This is a genomic window from Stenotrophomonas sp. SbOxS2, assembly GCF_013416715.1.
Lineage (GTDB): Bacteria > Pseudomonadota > Gammaproteobacteria > Xanthomonadales > Xanthomonadaceae > Stenotrophomonas > Stenotrophomonas lactitubi.
This window is the reverse complement of record NZ_JAAVXD010000005.1, coordinates 1-15,004: the sequence shown is the minus strand read 5'-3', so window position 1 is coordinate 15,004 and position 15,004 is coordinate 1. Positions and strand designations below refer to the sequence as shown.

Below are 15,004 nucleotides of genomic sequence, written 5' to 3'. Positions count from 1 at the left end.
GGGCTCGATGGCGCCATCCATGGCGCCAACGGTCCTGCCTGCCCTGCCCGCCCCACCCTCGACAGTTTCCCGGTGACGGGAGGCAAAGGCGGAGCAGAAGCGGTTGGTTTGGACGGGGAAAGTAGAAGGGGTCGGAGCCGTTTTCCTGCGGAGAACGGCTCCGACCCCTCAGCGAGTGCGCGCAGCGCGCGACCCGCGTTTGAGTTTGATTTTGTTCTTGCCTGCGGCGGCCACAGGAAACTGTCCGTGGCCGGGTGGATGGGCTGGACAGGGGCGTGAGCCGCATGGATGCGGCGACCGAGCTTACATGGACGTACTTGCAGCGCCCCCTGCCCAGTCCATCCACCCGGCCAACCCACATCAGGCCATCAGCCCGCCCGCCGCAGAGGGGGCAGCGCCCGATGGAGGGGAATACCTCAGTACCGCTTGATCCCCGGCACCGTGCAACCTTCGATCTGCGCATGCGCCGACACCGCATTCTCCTTCTCGCCCCGCGCCAGGCGCGCCTGTTCGATCGTCGCCCAGTGCCGGCGGCACAGCGGCCCCGTCTTCGAACCCAGGTCCACGGCCTTGCGCGCGAACGTTTCCGCTTCCGCCCACTGGCCCTGCAGCAGCGCCAGTTCCGCGCGTTCCTGCAGTACCGACGGATCGCCAGCCACGATCTGCAACGCCTGGTCCAGACTGCCGGCCGCGCCGGCCAGATCATTGGCCTGGCGCTGGCTCAGCGCCGTCTGCCGCAGATCCTCCACCTGCGAATCGCGCAGCGGCTGCACCGACAGTTCCTTGTCATCCGGACCGGCGGCGGCTTCCACCGCTGCCAGTCGCTGTGCGGGCGTGGTGGTGTCCACCGGCTTGACCACCTGCGGCGCGCTGCTCACGCAGGCCGCCAGGGCCAGGGCGAGGCCACTCAGGACCAGGGGCTGGAACAGCGAACGGTTAGTCATCGGCATCATCGGCTTGGGGGAGGAGTCGCTGCAGCGGGTGCTGCGGCAGGTTCAGCGGCGGGTTCCGGTTTACGGTCAAGGCCGAACCAGCTGCGCCAGCCGCCGCCCTCGCCTTCGGCACCGCCCTGCGCGTCCGGCACGGCGGCCGGTGCACACGGTTCGTAGGCAGGCGCATAGCCCACCACGAACGGGAATCGCCGCGCGCCCGGGCAGCCTTCATCGGTGCTGTTGGTACCGGTCGCCGCAACCGGCTGCCAGTCGAGGCCTTTGTTGCTGACCTTCAGCGGCGCCGTCGGCAGACGCTGGAAGATGCCCGACCACACCCGCATCGCGCCGGTGGCGCCGTACAGGCCGGCCTGTTCGTTCTGGTCGTTGCCCATCCAGATCACCGCCAGATGGTCGCCGGTGTAACCGGCATACCAGCTGTCGCGGCCATCATTGGTCGTGCCGGTCTTGCCGGCCGGCTGCAGCCGGCCCAGGCCATCGGCATTCAAGCGCTGCGCGGTACCACTGGCCACCACCTGCTGCAGACCGATGCTGATCAGGTTGGCGGCAATCGAGTCGCCTTCCTGTGCCGGTGCGGGGGTCTTGTCGTAGCGCTTGAGCAGCTTGCCCTGCGGATCAAGGACACCACGCACCGCGTGCAGCGGCTGGATCTCGCCACCCGATGCCAGGAACTGGTACAGCTGCGCCATCGCGTACGGGCTCTGGTCGGTCGAACCGAGGATCACCGCCGGGTTTGCCTCGGCCTTGATGCCGGCCAGCACGTGGATCAGCTGGGTCACCCGCTCCGGGCCAACCTGCATGCCCACGCGGACTGTGGCCTGGTTGTAGGAATGGGCCAGCGCGTCGATCAGGCGCACGGTGCCATGGCTACGGTTGTCCGCATTGCCGGGATTCCAGTTGCGGCCACGGCTGAGCTGCACGGTCACCGGTGAATCGTCGACCCAGCTGGCCAGCGAGTAGCGGTCCGGCTGCGCGAGTGCGAGCAGGTACACGAACGGCTTGAGCAGCGAGCCGACCGGGCGCTGCGCCTCGATGGCGCGGTTGAAGCCGACCTCGGATACTTCGCGGCTGCCGATCACCGCCACCACGTCACCGTTGTGCACGTCGGTCATCACCAGGCCGGCCTGCAGCTCGGGGCGACGCTTGCTTTCCAGCGACTTGATGGTGCGCGTGACCGCGCCTTCGGCATAGGCCTGCGCGGACGGCGACATGCCGCTCATCACGCTCAGGCCGGCGCCCTGCAGGGCAGATTCCGGATAGTCGTGGCCAAGCTGGCGACGCACCAGGTCAACGTAGGCGGGGAAGCGGTTGGCCGCCACCAGGCCCGGGGTCTTGGGCACGCCCAGCGGCGCCTTCAACGCCCGCTGGTACTCGGCATCATCGATCAGGGTCGCCTCGTGCAGCTTGCCCAGCACGAAGTTGCGACGGTCCAGCGCACGCTCGGGATTGCGCCGCGGGTCGTAGTACGACGGCCCCTTGACCAGGCCGATCAACAGCGCGATCTGCTCGGTTTCCAGCGAGGAAAGATCGCGCCCGAACCAGAACTCGGCACCGGAGGACATGCCGTGGATCGCCTGGCTGCCGCGCTGGCCCAGATACACCTGGTTGAGGTAGGCCTCGAAGATGGTGCGCTTGTCATAGCGCGCTTCCATGATCAACGCATACAGCACTTCGTTGAACTTGCGGGTATAGGTCTGTTCCTTGCCGATACCCAGCAGGCCACTGCGGGCCAGCTGCTGGGTCAGGGTGGAAGCGCCCTGCCGGCTCTGCCCGCCGGAACGGACCGTCACCCAGACCGCGCGCGCGATGCCGGACAGATCGATGCCGTGATGGCGGTTGAAATCCTTGTCCTCGACCGCCTGCAGGCCAGTGACCAACAGGTCCGGGGCCTCGTTCATGCGGATCAGGCGGCGCTCTTCCTGCTTCTGCCCATACAGCGTGGCGATGCGCGCAGGATCCATGCGGGCCGCCTTCAGCGCCTTGCGGCTGTCGGCGTCGCGCAGCGAGGCGATGCTGCCGCCGGACAGCGACAGCTCGACCCGACGCGCCGCGACCTGGCCGTCGACATCGTTGTAGCCGCGGCTGGAGATGACGAAGCGGCCGCCCTGCACCGCATAGGTTGCCGGTTCCTTGCCCTGGCCATCATCGCGATAGGCCGAGGCGGCCAGCTCGGTCTTCAGGGTCGCCGCATCCATCGCCTTGCCGGGTATCAGCACCAGCGGGCGTGCATAGACGCGCGTCGGGATCTGCCAGCGCAGTTCACCGAAACGTTGCGTCACCTGTTGGTTCAGGTACAGCGTATAGGGGATCAGGAAACCCAATCCCAACGCGACCGCCGCCATGCTCCAGGTGATCAGCCGGCGGCGCCAGAGCGGACCGGTGTCCTGCTGGTCGTCGTCGTCGAAATCGTCGATATCGTCTGAATCGTAGCGTCGGGGCACGGGAATGCGACAATGTAGGGTCTGGCGAGTCTACCCCAGCCGCTGCGGCAGGCGAATTCTCCCGGCCCCCCTGCTTAAGCTGGAGTTGCACCCGGATGGCGATGTCCCTGGCCGAAATCCGCTACCTGATCAATCGCCTGACCGGGCTGGCCCGCCGCAGCCTGGCCAGCCTGCGCACCCGCGGCTGGCGGGCCACCTGGCAGCGGATCCGCGTGCACAGCCAGCGCGCCGTCCCAGCACCGCGCAAACCGTTGTACCTGCCACCGGCACAGCCCTTCGCTCCCTTCACGGTGCCGACCAGCGATACGCCGGACGTCAGCATCGTCATTCCGGTCTACAACCACGTCGACCATACTCTGGCCTGCCTGCGCGCCCTGGCCGCACACCCGCCGTCGGTGCCCTGCGAGATCCTCGTCGTGGACGACGGCAGCAGCGACGCTACGGTGCAGTGGATGCCGCAGATCAGCGGCCTGCGCTACGAAGTGCGCGAGCGCAACGGTGGCTTCATCGAGGCCTGCAACGATGGCGTGTCGCGCACGCGCGGTCGCTACGTGGTGTTGCTCAACAACGATACGGTGCCGCAGCCGGGCTGGCTGGAAGCATTGCTGGACACCTTTGCGACCGTCGCCGATGCCGGCCTGGTCGGCAGCCAGCTGCTGTACCCCGACGGCCGCCTGCAGGAATCGGGCGGGGTGATCTTCGCCGATGGCAGTGGCTGGAGCTACGGCCGTTTCGAAGCGGCCGATGATCCCCGCTTCGCCAGCCTGCGCGACGTCGACTACTGCTCCGGCGCCGCGCTGATGCTGCCCCGCGCACTGTGGCGACAACTGGGCGGCTTCGACACCCGCTACAAGCCGGCCTACTACGAAGACACCGACCTGGCCTTCCGCGTACGTGCGCAGGGCCTGCGCGTGCTGGTGCAGCCGGCCAGCCGGGTGATCCACGATGAAGGCACCAGCAACGGCACCGATACCGGCAGCGGCGTGAAGGCCTACCAGGTACGCAACCAAGGTGTTTTCGCAGCCAGATGGGCCGCTGAACTGGCCTCCCATCCGAAGGTCGGCGAAGTGCCCTCGCCGGCGCTGCTGCTGCGCGGCCGGCGCCAGGTGCTGATCCTGGATGAGGAAGTGCCGCGTCCGGAACGCGACTCCGGCTCGCTGCGGCAGGTCAACCTGATCCGCCTGCTGCTGCAGGGCGGCGCCCACGTGGTGTTCGTGCCCACCCGGCGCGAACACGGCGGCGTGGCGACCGAAGCCCTGCAGCGGATGGGCGTGGAAGTCTGGTACACGCCCTTCCTGGACGGTGTTGCAGGCTGGCTGCGCAGCCACGGCACCCGCTTCAACGTGGTGATGATGGTGCGCCACCACGTCGCCAACGAATGCCTGCCGCTGCTCAAACGCTATGCACCGCAGGCCCGCACCGTGTTCGACACCGTCGACCTGCACTACCTGCGCGAGCGCCGTGGTGCGGAAGTGGCGGGCGATGCTGGCCTGCTGCGCAACGCCGAACGCACCCGCGCCAGCGAACTGGCAGTGATGGACCGGTGCGACATCACCGTGCTGGTCAGCGCCGCCGAGCGCGAACAGCTGCAGGCCGATGCACCCCAGGTGCGGGTGGAGCTGATCTCCAACCTGCATGAGGTTGCCGGCGCGGGCGCGCCGTTCGCGCAGCGCCACGACCTGGTGTTCGTCGGCGGCTTCCGCCATCCGCCGAACCTGGATGCGATGGAGTGGTTCATCGGCGACGTGTTCCCGCGCATCCGCGGTGCGCTGCCGCAGGTGCGCCTGCATTGCATCGGTGCCGGCGCACCTGACACGCTGCATGCCCTGGCAGCCAACCAGCCGGGCGTAGTGATGCATGGCTTCGTCGAAGACATCGTTCCGTACATGGACGGTGCCCGGATCGCCATCGCGCCGCTGCGTTTCGGCGCTGGCGTGAAGGGCAAGATCAACCTGAGCATGGCCCATGGCCAGCCCGTGGTCGGCACCACCTGCGCGGTGGAAGGCATGCACCTGCGTGCCGGCCAGGATGTGCTGGTGGCCGACGATGCAACGGGCTTTGCCGATGCGGTGGTCCGCCTGTACCAGGACCCCGTTCTCTGGCAGCAGCTGGCCGCCGCTGGCCTGGCCAACGTGGCCGAGCATTTCTCGCTGGATGCCGCGTCGGCAACCGTGCAGCGGGTGTTCTTCGACTAGTCGATGTGGCCGCCAGCGTGCCGCAGGCGGTCCTCGAACGCGGCAAGTTCGGCCAGATCCGGCTGCAGCCGCCGCACCTGCTCCACGGCCGAGGCGGCAAATTCCACATCCCCGCGGGCCAGCCGTTCGCTGCCGATCGCCAGCCAGCGCTGTGCCAGGCGGGAACGCGCATCGGGCAATCCTGCGGCGGTCGGCGCCAGCGTCTGCCAGGCCTGCAGGCAAGCGCCCGCAGCCTGCACCCGGTTCTGTCGCAGGTTGTCATCGAAGCAGGACCTGCTGGCGGGCAGCAGACGCGCTGCCGCCGCCTTGACCCGGCTGTCGCGCGGCGCCAGTGCCTGCGCTTCGCGCAACGCATCGAAGGCGCTGTGACCGGGGGGGCTGATCCACTGCCCGGCACGCTCGGCACGATCGATCTGGCGCAACCGATCACGCAGCTGGCGCTCACGCTGGGCAGCGCTGATGCCCGGCTGCTGCAACGACTGGCGTGCCTGTCGCGCACGCTGCAGGCGCTGTGCCAGCTGCTGCTGCGCCGTCTGCGAGGCGCCCAGCCCTGCCGCCAGCGCAGCATCCTTGTCGGCCGCCTCGAACTGGAAGTCGTCGGCCCGCTTCTGGCTGCGCGCCAGCAATGCCTGCACGGTCTGCTCGCGCCCACGCAGTGCAGTGGGATCATCGGACGTGACCGCCAGCACGGCCTGGAAACTGTCTGCGGCCGTCTCGAGCTGCTGACGTTTGAGCGCACGCTGGCCCTGCTGCAGCCGCTGGTCGACGGCCTGGGCCAGCGCTTCCTGGCTGGCAGGAAGTTCGGAATGACCTGCATCGAACTGGCGTGCACGCTGCAGGATCGCGGCCGCCGTGGCCAGTTCGCCGCGCGCGGCCTGTGCACGCGCCTGCTGCAGCAGATCGCTCAATGCATCCTCGCGACCTTCCAGCGCAGGCAGATAGTCCGGCTGCAGCGCCAGCACACGCTGGAACAACGGCAGCGCGCTGCTGTCGCCGTCGTCCAGCCGCCCTGCTGCAAAGGCATTGCGGGCCTGTGCAAGCAAGGCACCGATGCCAGCGCCGGCGCGACGACGCGCCTGCAGCTGCTGGGCCACTGCATCCGCTTCGGCGCGCGGCACCTGCAGCTCACGCGCCAACGCCAGGGCCTGCGCACTGCCCTCCAGGTCGCCCGCCTGCAGCCGCTCACGCGACTGCTGCAACGCTGCCGCGCCGGTGCGGGCCAGTCCCTGCCGCGCCTGCGGGCGGTCGCCATCCAACGCCAGCACCGCCTGGTAGCGTTCGCGCGCGCCGCTGCCGTCGACCGCAGTCAGGCGCCCGTCGGCCAGCGCGCGATCGCCCTCGGCCAGCAGTTGCTCTATCTGTGGCTCATCCCAGAACCAGTCGGCCAGCGGCTTGCGCACCAGCACCAGCAGCACGAACACCGCTGCAGCCGCCAACAGCGCCCAACGCCACACCCGGCGCGCATGGCGCGCCTGCAGCCACCACCAGCGGCTTTCGCGGCGAACGCGATCGAGCGCCGGATGTGCGGCGCCGTGTGAGCGATGCGGGGGCTCGCGTTCCATGCGTGCAGGGTAGCCGGGGCAGCGTGAAGCTCAGCCCAGACGACGCGCCTCGCTGACGCCCGGCAGCGCATCGAGCTTGCCCAGCAGATTCGACAACTGGCCGTAGTCGCTGACCTTCAGCCGCAGGCGCAGATGCGCGCGGCCGCTGTTGCGGACGTTGTCGCTGTGGATGTCCAGCACGTAGGCGTCTTCCTGTGCGATCAGGTTGGTGATGTCCTTCAGCAGCCAGCGGCGGTCAACTGCCTCGACCACCACGTCCACTTCATAGCCGCCGCCGGCCTGGCCCCATTCCACCGGCAGGATCCGCTGCGGGCTGGTCGCAGCCAGCCGCGCCAGTGCAACGCAGTCTGCACGATGCACCGTGACACCGCGGCTACGGGTCAGGTAGCCGACAATCGGTTCGCCCGCCACCGGCTGGCAGCAACGCGCCAGCTGTACCAGCAGATTGCCCACGCCCTGCACGGTGAACTTGGACTTGCCCAGGTTCTCGCGGCGCGCGGTCGGCCGCGGCAGGGACGGCGGTGCGACCGGCTGGCTGGCCGCACGCTCGGCTTCCAGCAGCGAACGGCTGACCTGGTTGGGGCCGGTATCGCCGAGGGCGACCTGGATGTAGAGGTCGTCGACACTGTCGGCATGGAACTTCTTCGCCGCTGCGGACAGGTCCGAATGCTGCAGGCCCAGCCGCTTCAGTTCGCGCTCCAGCAGCTCGCGCCCTGCCTGCACGTTGCGCGCCCGGTCCAGCTTGTGGAACCAGCTGCGCACCTTCTCGCGCGAGCGGTTGCTGGCCAGGAAGCCGTTGGCCGGCATCAGCCAGTCGCGGCGCGGGTCGGCCTCCTTGCCGGTCAGGATCTCGACCCGGTCACCGCTGCGCAGGCGATAGGTCAGCGGCACGATGCGCCCATTGACCTTGGCCCCGCGGCAGCGGTGCCCGACCATGGTGTGCACCTGGTAGGCAAAATCCAGCGGCGTTGCGCCCTGCGGCAGGTCCAGCACCTCGTCCTTCGGGGTCAGCGCGTAGACCCGGTCCTCGGTCAGCTCGGCATCGAGCGCGCCAGCCAGTTCATTGCCCTGCCCGTCCTGTGCTTGCTCCAGCAGCTGGCGCATCCAGGTGATCTTGCGATCGAACGACTTCTCCGCGCCCTTGCCGCCTTCCTTGTACTTCCAGTGCGCGGCCACGCCCAGCTCGGCCTGCGCGTGCATGTCGTGGGTGCGGATCTGCACTTCGATGGTGCGCCCTTCCGGGCCAACCACCGCCGTGTGCAGCGAGCGGTAATCGTTGGCCTTCGGCCGGGCGATGTAATCGTCGAACTCGCTCGGCACCGGCGCCCACAGCGCATGCACCACGCCGAGCGCGGCGTAGCAGGCGGCCACGTCATCGACCATCACCCGTACCGCACGGATGTCATACAGCTGGTCGAAGGCCAGGCGCTTCTTCTGCATCTTCCGCCAGATGCTGTAGATGTGCTTGGGCCGGCCACTGACCTCGGCGTGGATGCCCTGCACGCCCAGTTCGCGCGACAGCACCTTCTTCACGTTCTCGACGTAGCGCTCGCGGGCGATGCGCGTTTCGTCGACCTCGCGCGCGATGCGCCGGTACGTGTCCGGTTCCAGGTGGCGGAACGCCAGGTCTTCCAGTTCCCACTTCAACTGCCAGATGCCCAGCCGGTTGGCCAGCGGCGCATGGATGTCGCGGGTCAACTGGGCCAGTGCGCGTCGCTGCTCCTCATCGAGCTTGTCGGCCGCGCGCATGCGCGCCAGCTGCCGGGCCAGCAGGATCGGCACCACCCGCAGGTCGCGGATGATGGCCAGCAGCAACCGGCGCAGGCCTTCGCTGTTGCGGCCCGCCTCGCGACCGGCGTGCAGGGCCCACACTGGATCGGCCGCGTCCTGGCCGTCGAGCAGGCCGATCACTGCCGCCTTGTGGCTGCCCAGCGGCAACGCGTCGAGGTGGACGCGCAGGCCCGGCAGATCGAACAGCAGGGCCGCCACCACGGCGCCCTCGTCTGCCGACAGCATCGCCAGCGCATCCAGGGTATCGCCCAGCACCGACCAGCTGGCACGCATCTGTGGGTCGCAGTCCGGCGATTCCCAATGCCCGCGCAGGGCCTGGCGCAGCGGAGCCGGCAGCACGGCTGCCGAGGGACGGTTCAACAAGGCATCCAGGCCGGGGACGGAAGCGCGGTTCACAGCATCGAGCAGGCAAGACAGAAGCCCCTACACTAGCGCCGCAGCCGTTCAGGAACAATCGCCGCGGCCACCATCGCCGGGAATGTGGACATGCCGCTACACTCGCCGGCATCCACCGGAGAGTTCCGCCATGCCTTCGATCACCCTGCCTTTCCACCCGCGCCTGCTGGCCTGTACCGCCCTGCTGCTGTCCCTGTCGGCGCCCGCGCTGGCCCAGCGCGTGGTGCAGGGTGACCTGCAGCAGCAGATGTCAGCAGCCGAATTCAAGGCCGCTGGCTTGGACAAGCTCAATGCCGCCGAGCTGGCGACGCTGAACCGCTGGCTGCAGGGCAAGGTTGAAGCCGCCACCACCGAAGCCGTCGCTGCGGTGCGCGAAGAAGCGCGTGAGGAAGGCCGCCAGGAAGTGATCGTGAAGAACCGCGGCTTCTTCGACTTCGGCAGCAACGAGCCGATCAGCGGTGTGCTGCAGGGCGAGTTCCGCGGTTTCGGCAAGGGCCGGATCTACGTGCTCGACAATGGCCAGCAATGGGAACAGACCGATACCACCTCGGTTTCCGGCGTGCGCAAGCAGTCGCCGAAGGTCAGCATCAGCCCCGGGGTGATGGGCGTGTGGTACATGAAGGTCGAAGGCGTGAACACCCAGCCCAAGGTGCGTCGCACCAAGTAGCGGCACCATCGGCCGCTACCGCCGGGACCCGCAGCAGATCCACGCCACGCGTGGATGGCATTCCGCTTGACCCCACCGGCGAGCACCCGGCGGGGTCGGACCAAGGGTTACGAGGCCTGGCGCAGTGCGGTCACCCGCTGCGCCAGTTTCTTTGCCGAAACGCCGGTGCGTGCGCCCAGTTCCTGCGCGAACAACGACACCCTCAGTTCTTCCAGGTCCCAGCGCAGTGCCTGCCACTGCGGCCGCTCGCGCAGGCCCTGCTGCTCGCCCACCTGCAACGCCTCCAGGAACGGATGCAGTTCCAGCATGCGCGCCTGGTCACGCGGCGGATCGCGCTTGGCACGCTCGGTGCGCAGGATCATCGCTTTCAGGTAGCGCGGGTACTGCGCCAGGGCGTCAGCCGGCGTGTCACGCAGGAAACCCGGATGGATCAGCCCGACCAGCTGCGCTTCCATGTCATCCAGATTGCCGCGCGCCCAGCCCATCAACGGCGCCTCCAGCATCGGCTTCAACTCGGCCACCAAGGCAAGGATCGACTCGGCCAGCTTCAACCGCTGCATGGCTTCGCCGAACAGCGTTTTTGCTGCGTGTTCGCGGCGCTGCTCGAATGCCGCCGCATCGCGGATATCGCCCAGACCATCAGCCAGCACGGCATTCAGCGCCGCGTCGACCAGATCGCCACGCAGGCGTTCCTGGGTTTCGATCGAGGCGTACAACAGTCCGGTTTTCGGCGCGACCGGCAACTGCTTGCGTGCCTGCTTGATCTTCTCGCCCAGGCCGATCTCCAGCAGTCGGCGCACACCAAGCGGGTGTGATTCCTCGGCCTGTTGGCGATCGGCGTAGATACGCAATGCGACGCTGTCACCCTCATCCTTCAGTGCGGGATAGGCCGGCACGCCGGCCTCGCCCGGTACCTGCAGCGGAATCGGTGTGGCCGGGAAGGTGCGCAGACCATCGGCCCCCATCTCGCGCCCGGCACGCGCGGCGAACGCATCGCCGGCCCGGCCGCCAAACTTCGCACGCAGCGCATCCAGGTCGCGCGATGTTGCCAGCACCTTGCCCTGCTCGTCGCGCAGGCGCAGGTTCATGTGCAGGTGCGGCTCGATTGAACCGGGCTCGAAATCGGTCGCGGCCACGCTTGCCCCGGTTGCCCGTGACAGGAAGCGCGCCAGCTCACCGGTGATCGCGTCGGCGCTGGGCTGCGGGAAGGCCTCGTAGAACGCGCGCGCGAAATCCGGTGCCGGCACGTAGTTGCGCCGCATGGCCTTGGGCAGGCTGCGGATCAAGGCCGCCGCCTTGTCGGCAACGAAACCGGGCGCGAGCCACCCCAACTGCACTGCATCCAGCGCATTGAGCAGATGCAGCGGCACGTCCAGGGTCACGCCGTCATCTTCGGCCCCCGGTTCAAAGCGGTAGTGCAGCGGCAACCGTGCCTGGCCCAGCGCCAGGTACTTCGGGTAGCGCTCCTGCTCGCTGCCTTCGCCCGGCAGCAGATCCACCAGCGACCAGTGCAGCCCCTTGCGCTGTTCCGGCGGCAACCCCTTCCACCACGCATCCAGTCCAGACGCGGAGTGGATCTGCGGCGGCACCCGGTCCAGGTACCAGCGTGCCTGCCAGTCCTCGTCGGCGACGATGCCGGCACGGCGCAGCTTGGCTTCTTCCTCGCGGGCCTGCTCCAGCACCTTCTGGTTGTCGGCCACGAAGCTGGCACGGGTGTTGATCTCACCGGTCACCAGCGCCTGGCGCACGAAGATGTCGTGCGCTTCGCCGGCATTGATGCGGCCGTAGTGCACCGGTTTCTTCGGTGCCAGCACCAGCCCGAACAGGCTGATCTGCTCGGAGGCCAGCACCTGTCCCTGTGCACGCGACCAATGCGGATCGAAGTGCTTGCGCAGCAGCAGGTGCGGCAGTTCGGCAATCACCCAGTCCGGCTCGATTGCCGCCAGGGTCATGCCCCATACCTTCTGCGTATCCAGCAGGTTGGCCGCCAGCAGCCACGGCGGCGGCCGCTTGGACAGCGTCGAGCCGGGGAACGGCAGGAAGCGCCGCTGGCGCGGCGCCTGGAAATCGCCCTTCTCGCTGCGATGGCCGATCTGCGTGGGCAGGCCCGCCACCAGCGCCCGATGCAGGGTCTGGTAGGCATTGGCGCGCGCGCGCTCGCTGTAGCCGCCGCCCTCCGGAGCCTGATCTTTCTGTGCGCGTGCAGCAACCGGTGCCGGCGTTGCTTCGGCCTTGCCCTCGCGGGCCAGGCGCGCGGCACGGTGCAGCTGGCCGCGGGTCGCCTTCACCGCCGCGGCATCATCGCGCGTCGGCGCCGGCGCACTGCTGCCGGCCAGCAACGGCGCCATCGATACCTCATTGGTCTCTTCTTTCCAGCCCAGTTCCTCGCACAGCAGGCGCAGCTGCCGGTGCAGCTCGCGCCATTCGCGCATGCGCAGGAAGCCGAGGAAGTGGCGGCCACACCAGTCGCGCAGCTTTGACTGGGTCAGATCCTCATGGGACTGGCGATAGGCATCCCACAGGCGCAGCACACCGACAAATTCAGAGCGGCCGTCAGCGAACTGTGCATGTGCGTTGTCGGCGGCGCCACGGGCTTCGGGCGGGCGCTCGCGCGGATCCTGGATGCCCAGGAACGAGGCGATCACCAGCATCGGCCGCAGGCAGCCGGCCGCCTGTGCGGCCACCAGCATGCGCGCCAGCTTCACGTCCACCGGCAGGCGCGCCATCTGCTTGCCGATCGCGGTCAGATGGCGCTCGCTGTCGATCGCCCCCAGCTCGGTCAGATGCTGCCAACCATCAGCGACGGCCCGCTCATCCGGCGCCTCAAGGAACGGGAAGTCCTCGATGCGGCCCAGGCCGAGCTGCAGCATGCGCAGGATCACCCCGGCCAAGCTGGAGCGACGGATTTCCGGATCGGTGAACTCCGGCCGCGCCTGGAAATCGGCCTCGGCATACAGGCGGTAGCAGATACCTTCAGCCACACGGCCACAGCGGCCCTTGCGCTGGTTGGCGCTGGCCTGCGAGATCGGCTCGATATGCAGGCGGTCAAGCTTGTTGCGCGGGCTGTAACGCTTGACGCGGGCGAAACCGGGGTCGACCACGTAGCGGATGCGCGGCACCGTCAGCGAGGTCTCGGCCACGTTGGTGGCCAGCACGATGCGCCGGTTCGGACCCGGGTTGAACACCCGGTCCTGGTCCTGGTTGGACAGCCGCGCGTACAGCGGAAGCACTTCGGTATTGCGGTACTTGCGCCGTTCCAGTGACTGGTGCGCATCGCGGATCTCGCGCTCGCCCGGCAGGAAGATCAGCACGTCACCGCGCGAATCCAGGCGGGTGATTTCATCGATGGCCGAGACGATCGCATCGTTGACCGTGCGCTCGCCCTGGTCTTCGCCCTCGCCTTCCAGCGCGCGATAGCGCACCTCCACCGGATAGGTGCGGCCTTCGACGCTGATCACCGGCGCGTTGTCGAAATGCTGGGCGAAACGCTCGGTGTCGATGGTCGCCGACGTGACGATCAGCTTCAGGTCCGGGCGTTTGCGCAGCAGCTGCTTGAGATAGCCGAGCAGGAAGTCGATGTTGAGGCTGCGTTCGTGCGCTTCGTCGACGATGATCGTGTCGTAGTTCGACAACCAGCGATCACTGGCGATTTCGGCCAGCAGGATGCCGTCGGTCATGAACTTGATGCGGGTGTCTTCGCCGACCTTGTCGTTGAAGCGCACCTGGTAGCCCACCAGCTGGCCCAGTTCGCTCTGCAGCTCCTGTGCGACGCGACTGGCCACCGCACGCGCGGCGATCCGTCGCGGCTGCGTGCAGCCGATCATGCCGGCCTGGCCGCGGCCGGCGGCCAGGCACAGTTTCGGCAGCTGCGTGGTCTTGCCCGAGCCGGTTTCACCGGCGATCACCACCACCTGGTGGTCGCGGATCAACTGGGTGATGGTCTCGGCTTCACGCGCAATCGGCAGCTGAGGGTCCAGAGTAATGGCCGGCTGTTGTTGCGCCCGCGCCTGCCGGCGCTGCACCGAAACCTGCAAGGCCTGCTCGAAGCTGGCGGCCAACGCCGCATCCTGTGGCTTGGCCTGGCAACGCGAGAGCATTCCCAGCAATCGTCCACGGTCGCGGCTCATGGCGCCGTCGATGGCGGCACGCTGTTGGCGCTGGCGGGGCTGCGGCATTTTGTCGATAGCGTTCATCAATCGGTTCGTTTAAAACTTTGAATGCGACCAGTCATCAAGACTGATTTATTGTGAAGGCCAACGATTCCACAAGGAGGAACCCCATGGCGAAGACCAAGAGCACGACCAAGCCCAAGACCGGCAAGCAGAAGCTTGCGGCTTCCGCGCCGTCGGCCCCCAACATCGATATCGGGATCACCCAGGGCGACCGCAAGAAGATCGCCGACGGTCTGGCGCGGTTCCAGGCCGATGCGTTCACGCTCTACCTGAAGACCCACAACTTCCATTGGAATGTCACCGGGTCGATGTTCAACTCGCTGCACACCATGTTCGAGACGCAGTACACCGAGCAGTGGGCGGCACTGGACGATGTGGCCGAGCGCATCCGCGCACTGGGCTTCAATGCCCCGGGCTCCTACCGGGAATTTGCTGCGCTGACCTCGATCGTCGAGGAGCCGGGCCTGACCGACAGTGCGGACTGGCGTGAAATGGTACGCCAGTTGGTGGTCGCCAACGAAGCGGTATGCCGTACGGCACGTGAAGTGCTGGATGTGGCCGACGACGCTGACGACGCCCCGACCGAGGATCTGATGACCCAGCGCCTGCAGACCCACGAGAAGTACGCGTGGATGCTGCGTTCCCTGCTGCAGTAAGGGTTGGGGGTTCTCGGCAGGGCTGCGCCCTGCACCCGCAGAGGCAGCTGCAACTGCAACGGCAACGGCCAAAGCAGGAGCTGGTTTCCTGCGGGTTGGCGGGGTGGGTCCGGTTGCGGGGGACGCCGTGAATCTGTGGTGGTCAAGTACTTCTGGACACTCCCAAAGGGAGTT

Annotated in this window: 8 protein-coding genes; 3 read left to right on the top strand and 5 right to left on the bottom strand. The window is 67.8% G+C overall.

Annotated features, from left to right (window positions below; all coding sequences use genetic code 11):
- Positions 1–416 precede the first annotated feature (416 nt).
- Positions 417–953 (bottom strand): hypothetical protein, encoded by a 537-nt coding sequence (locus HFK18_RS09735; protein WP_100460103.1) that lies wholly within the window; start codon positions 951–953, stop codon positions 417–419.
- On the bottom strand, positions 950–3,391 hold the full coding sequence (gene mrcB / locus HFK18_RS09730; RefSeq protein ID WP_100460104.1) for a penicillin-binding protein 1B: 2,442 nt from the start codon (positions 3,389–3,391) through the stop codon (positions 950–952). Before mrcB ends, HFK18_RS09735 begins: the two co-directional genes overlap by 4 nt.
- A gap of 95 nt (positions 3,392–3,486) precedes the next feature.
- Here mrcB and HFK18_RS09725 point away from each other — a divergent pair, with 95 nt between their 5' ends.
- Positions 3,487–5,586 carry a glycosyltransferase gene (locus tag HFK18_RS09725; RefSeq protein ID WP_180166088.1) on the top strand — a complete coding sequence of 700 codons (2,100 nt, stop codon included), beginning with the start codon at positions 3,487–3,489 and terminating at the stop codon, positions 5,584–5,586.
- Here HFK18_RS09725 and HFK18_RS09720 read toward each other — a convergent pair.
- Both HFK18_RS09720 and HFK18_RS09715 read right to left on the bottom strand, forming a co-directional pair.
- On the bottom strand, positions 5,583–7,148 hold the full coding sequence (locus tag HFK18_RS09720) for a hypothetical protein (RefSeq protein WP_180166086.1): 1,566 nt from the start codon (positions 7,146–7,148) through the stop codon (positions 5,583–5,585). The genes HFK18_RS09725 and HFK18_RS09720 overlap by 4 nt on opposite strands.
- 30 nt (positions 7,149–7,178) lie before the next feature.
- Positions 7,179–9,335 carry a bifunctional (p)ppGpp synthetase/guanosine-3',5'-bis(diphosphate) 3'-pyrophosphohydrolase gene (locus HFK18_RS09715; RefSeq protein WP_180166084.1) on the bottom strand — a complete coding sequence of 719 codons (2,157 nt, stop codon included), beginning with the start codon at positions 9,333–9,335 and terminating at the stop codon, positions 7,179–7,181.
- A 130-nt stretch (positions 9,336–9,465) separates the two neighbouring features.
- On the opposite strand from HFK18_RS09715, the gene HFK18_RS09710 reads away from it, so the two are divergent.
- The gene (locus HFK18_RS09710; protein WP_180166081.1) at positions 9,466–10,002 is read left to right on the top strand and encodes a hypothetical protein; all 537 of its coding nucleotides are present in this window, start codon (positions 9,466–9,468) and stop codon (positions 10,000–10,002) included.
- A gap of 107 nt (positions 10,003–10,109) precedes the next feature.
- Here the strand turns inward: HFK18_RS09710 and hrpA are convergent, their stop codons facing one another.
- Positions 10,110–14,195, bottom strand: coding sequence for an ATP-dependent RNA helicase HrpA (gene hrpA, locus HFK18_RS09705; protein ID WP_180166079.1), 4,086 nt, complete (start codon positions 14,193–14,195; stop codon positions 10,110–10,112).
- Between the two features lie 86 nt (positions 14,196–14,281).
- Here hrpA and HFK18_RS09700 point away from each other — a divergent pair, with 86 nt between their 5' ends.
- A complete protein-coding gene (locus HFK18_RS09700) occupies positions 14,282–14,830 on the top strand; it encodes a Dps family protein (RefSeq protein WP_025879374.1) in 549 nt (182 codons plus the stop codon).
- Positions 14,831–15,004 lie beyond the last annotated feature (174 nt).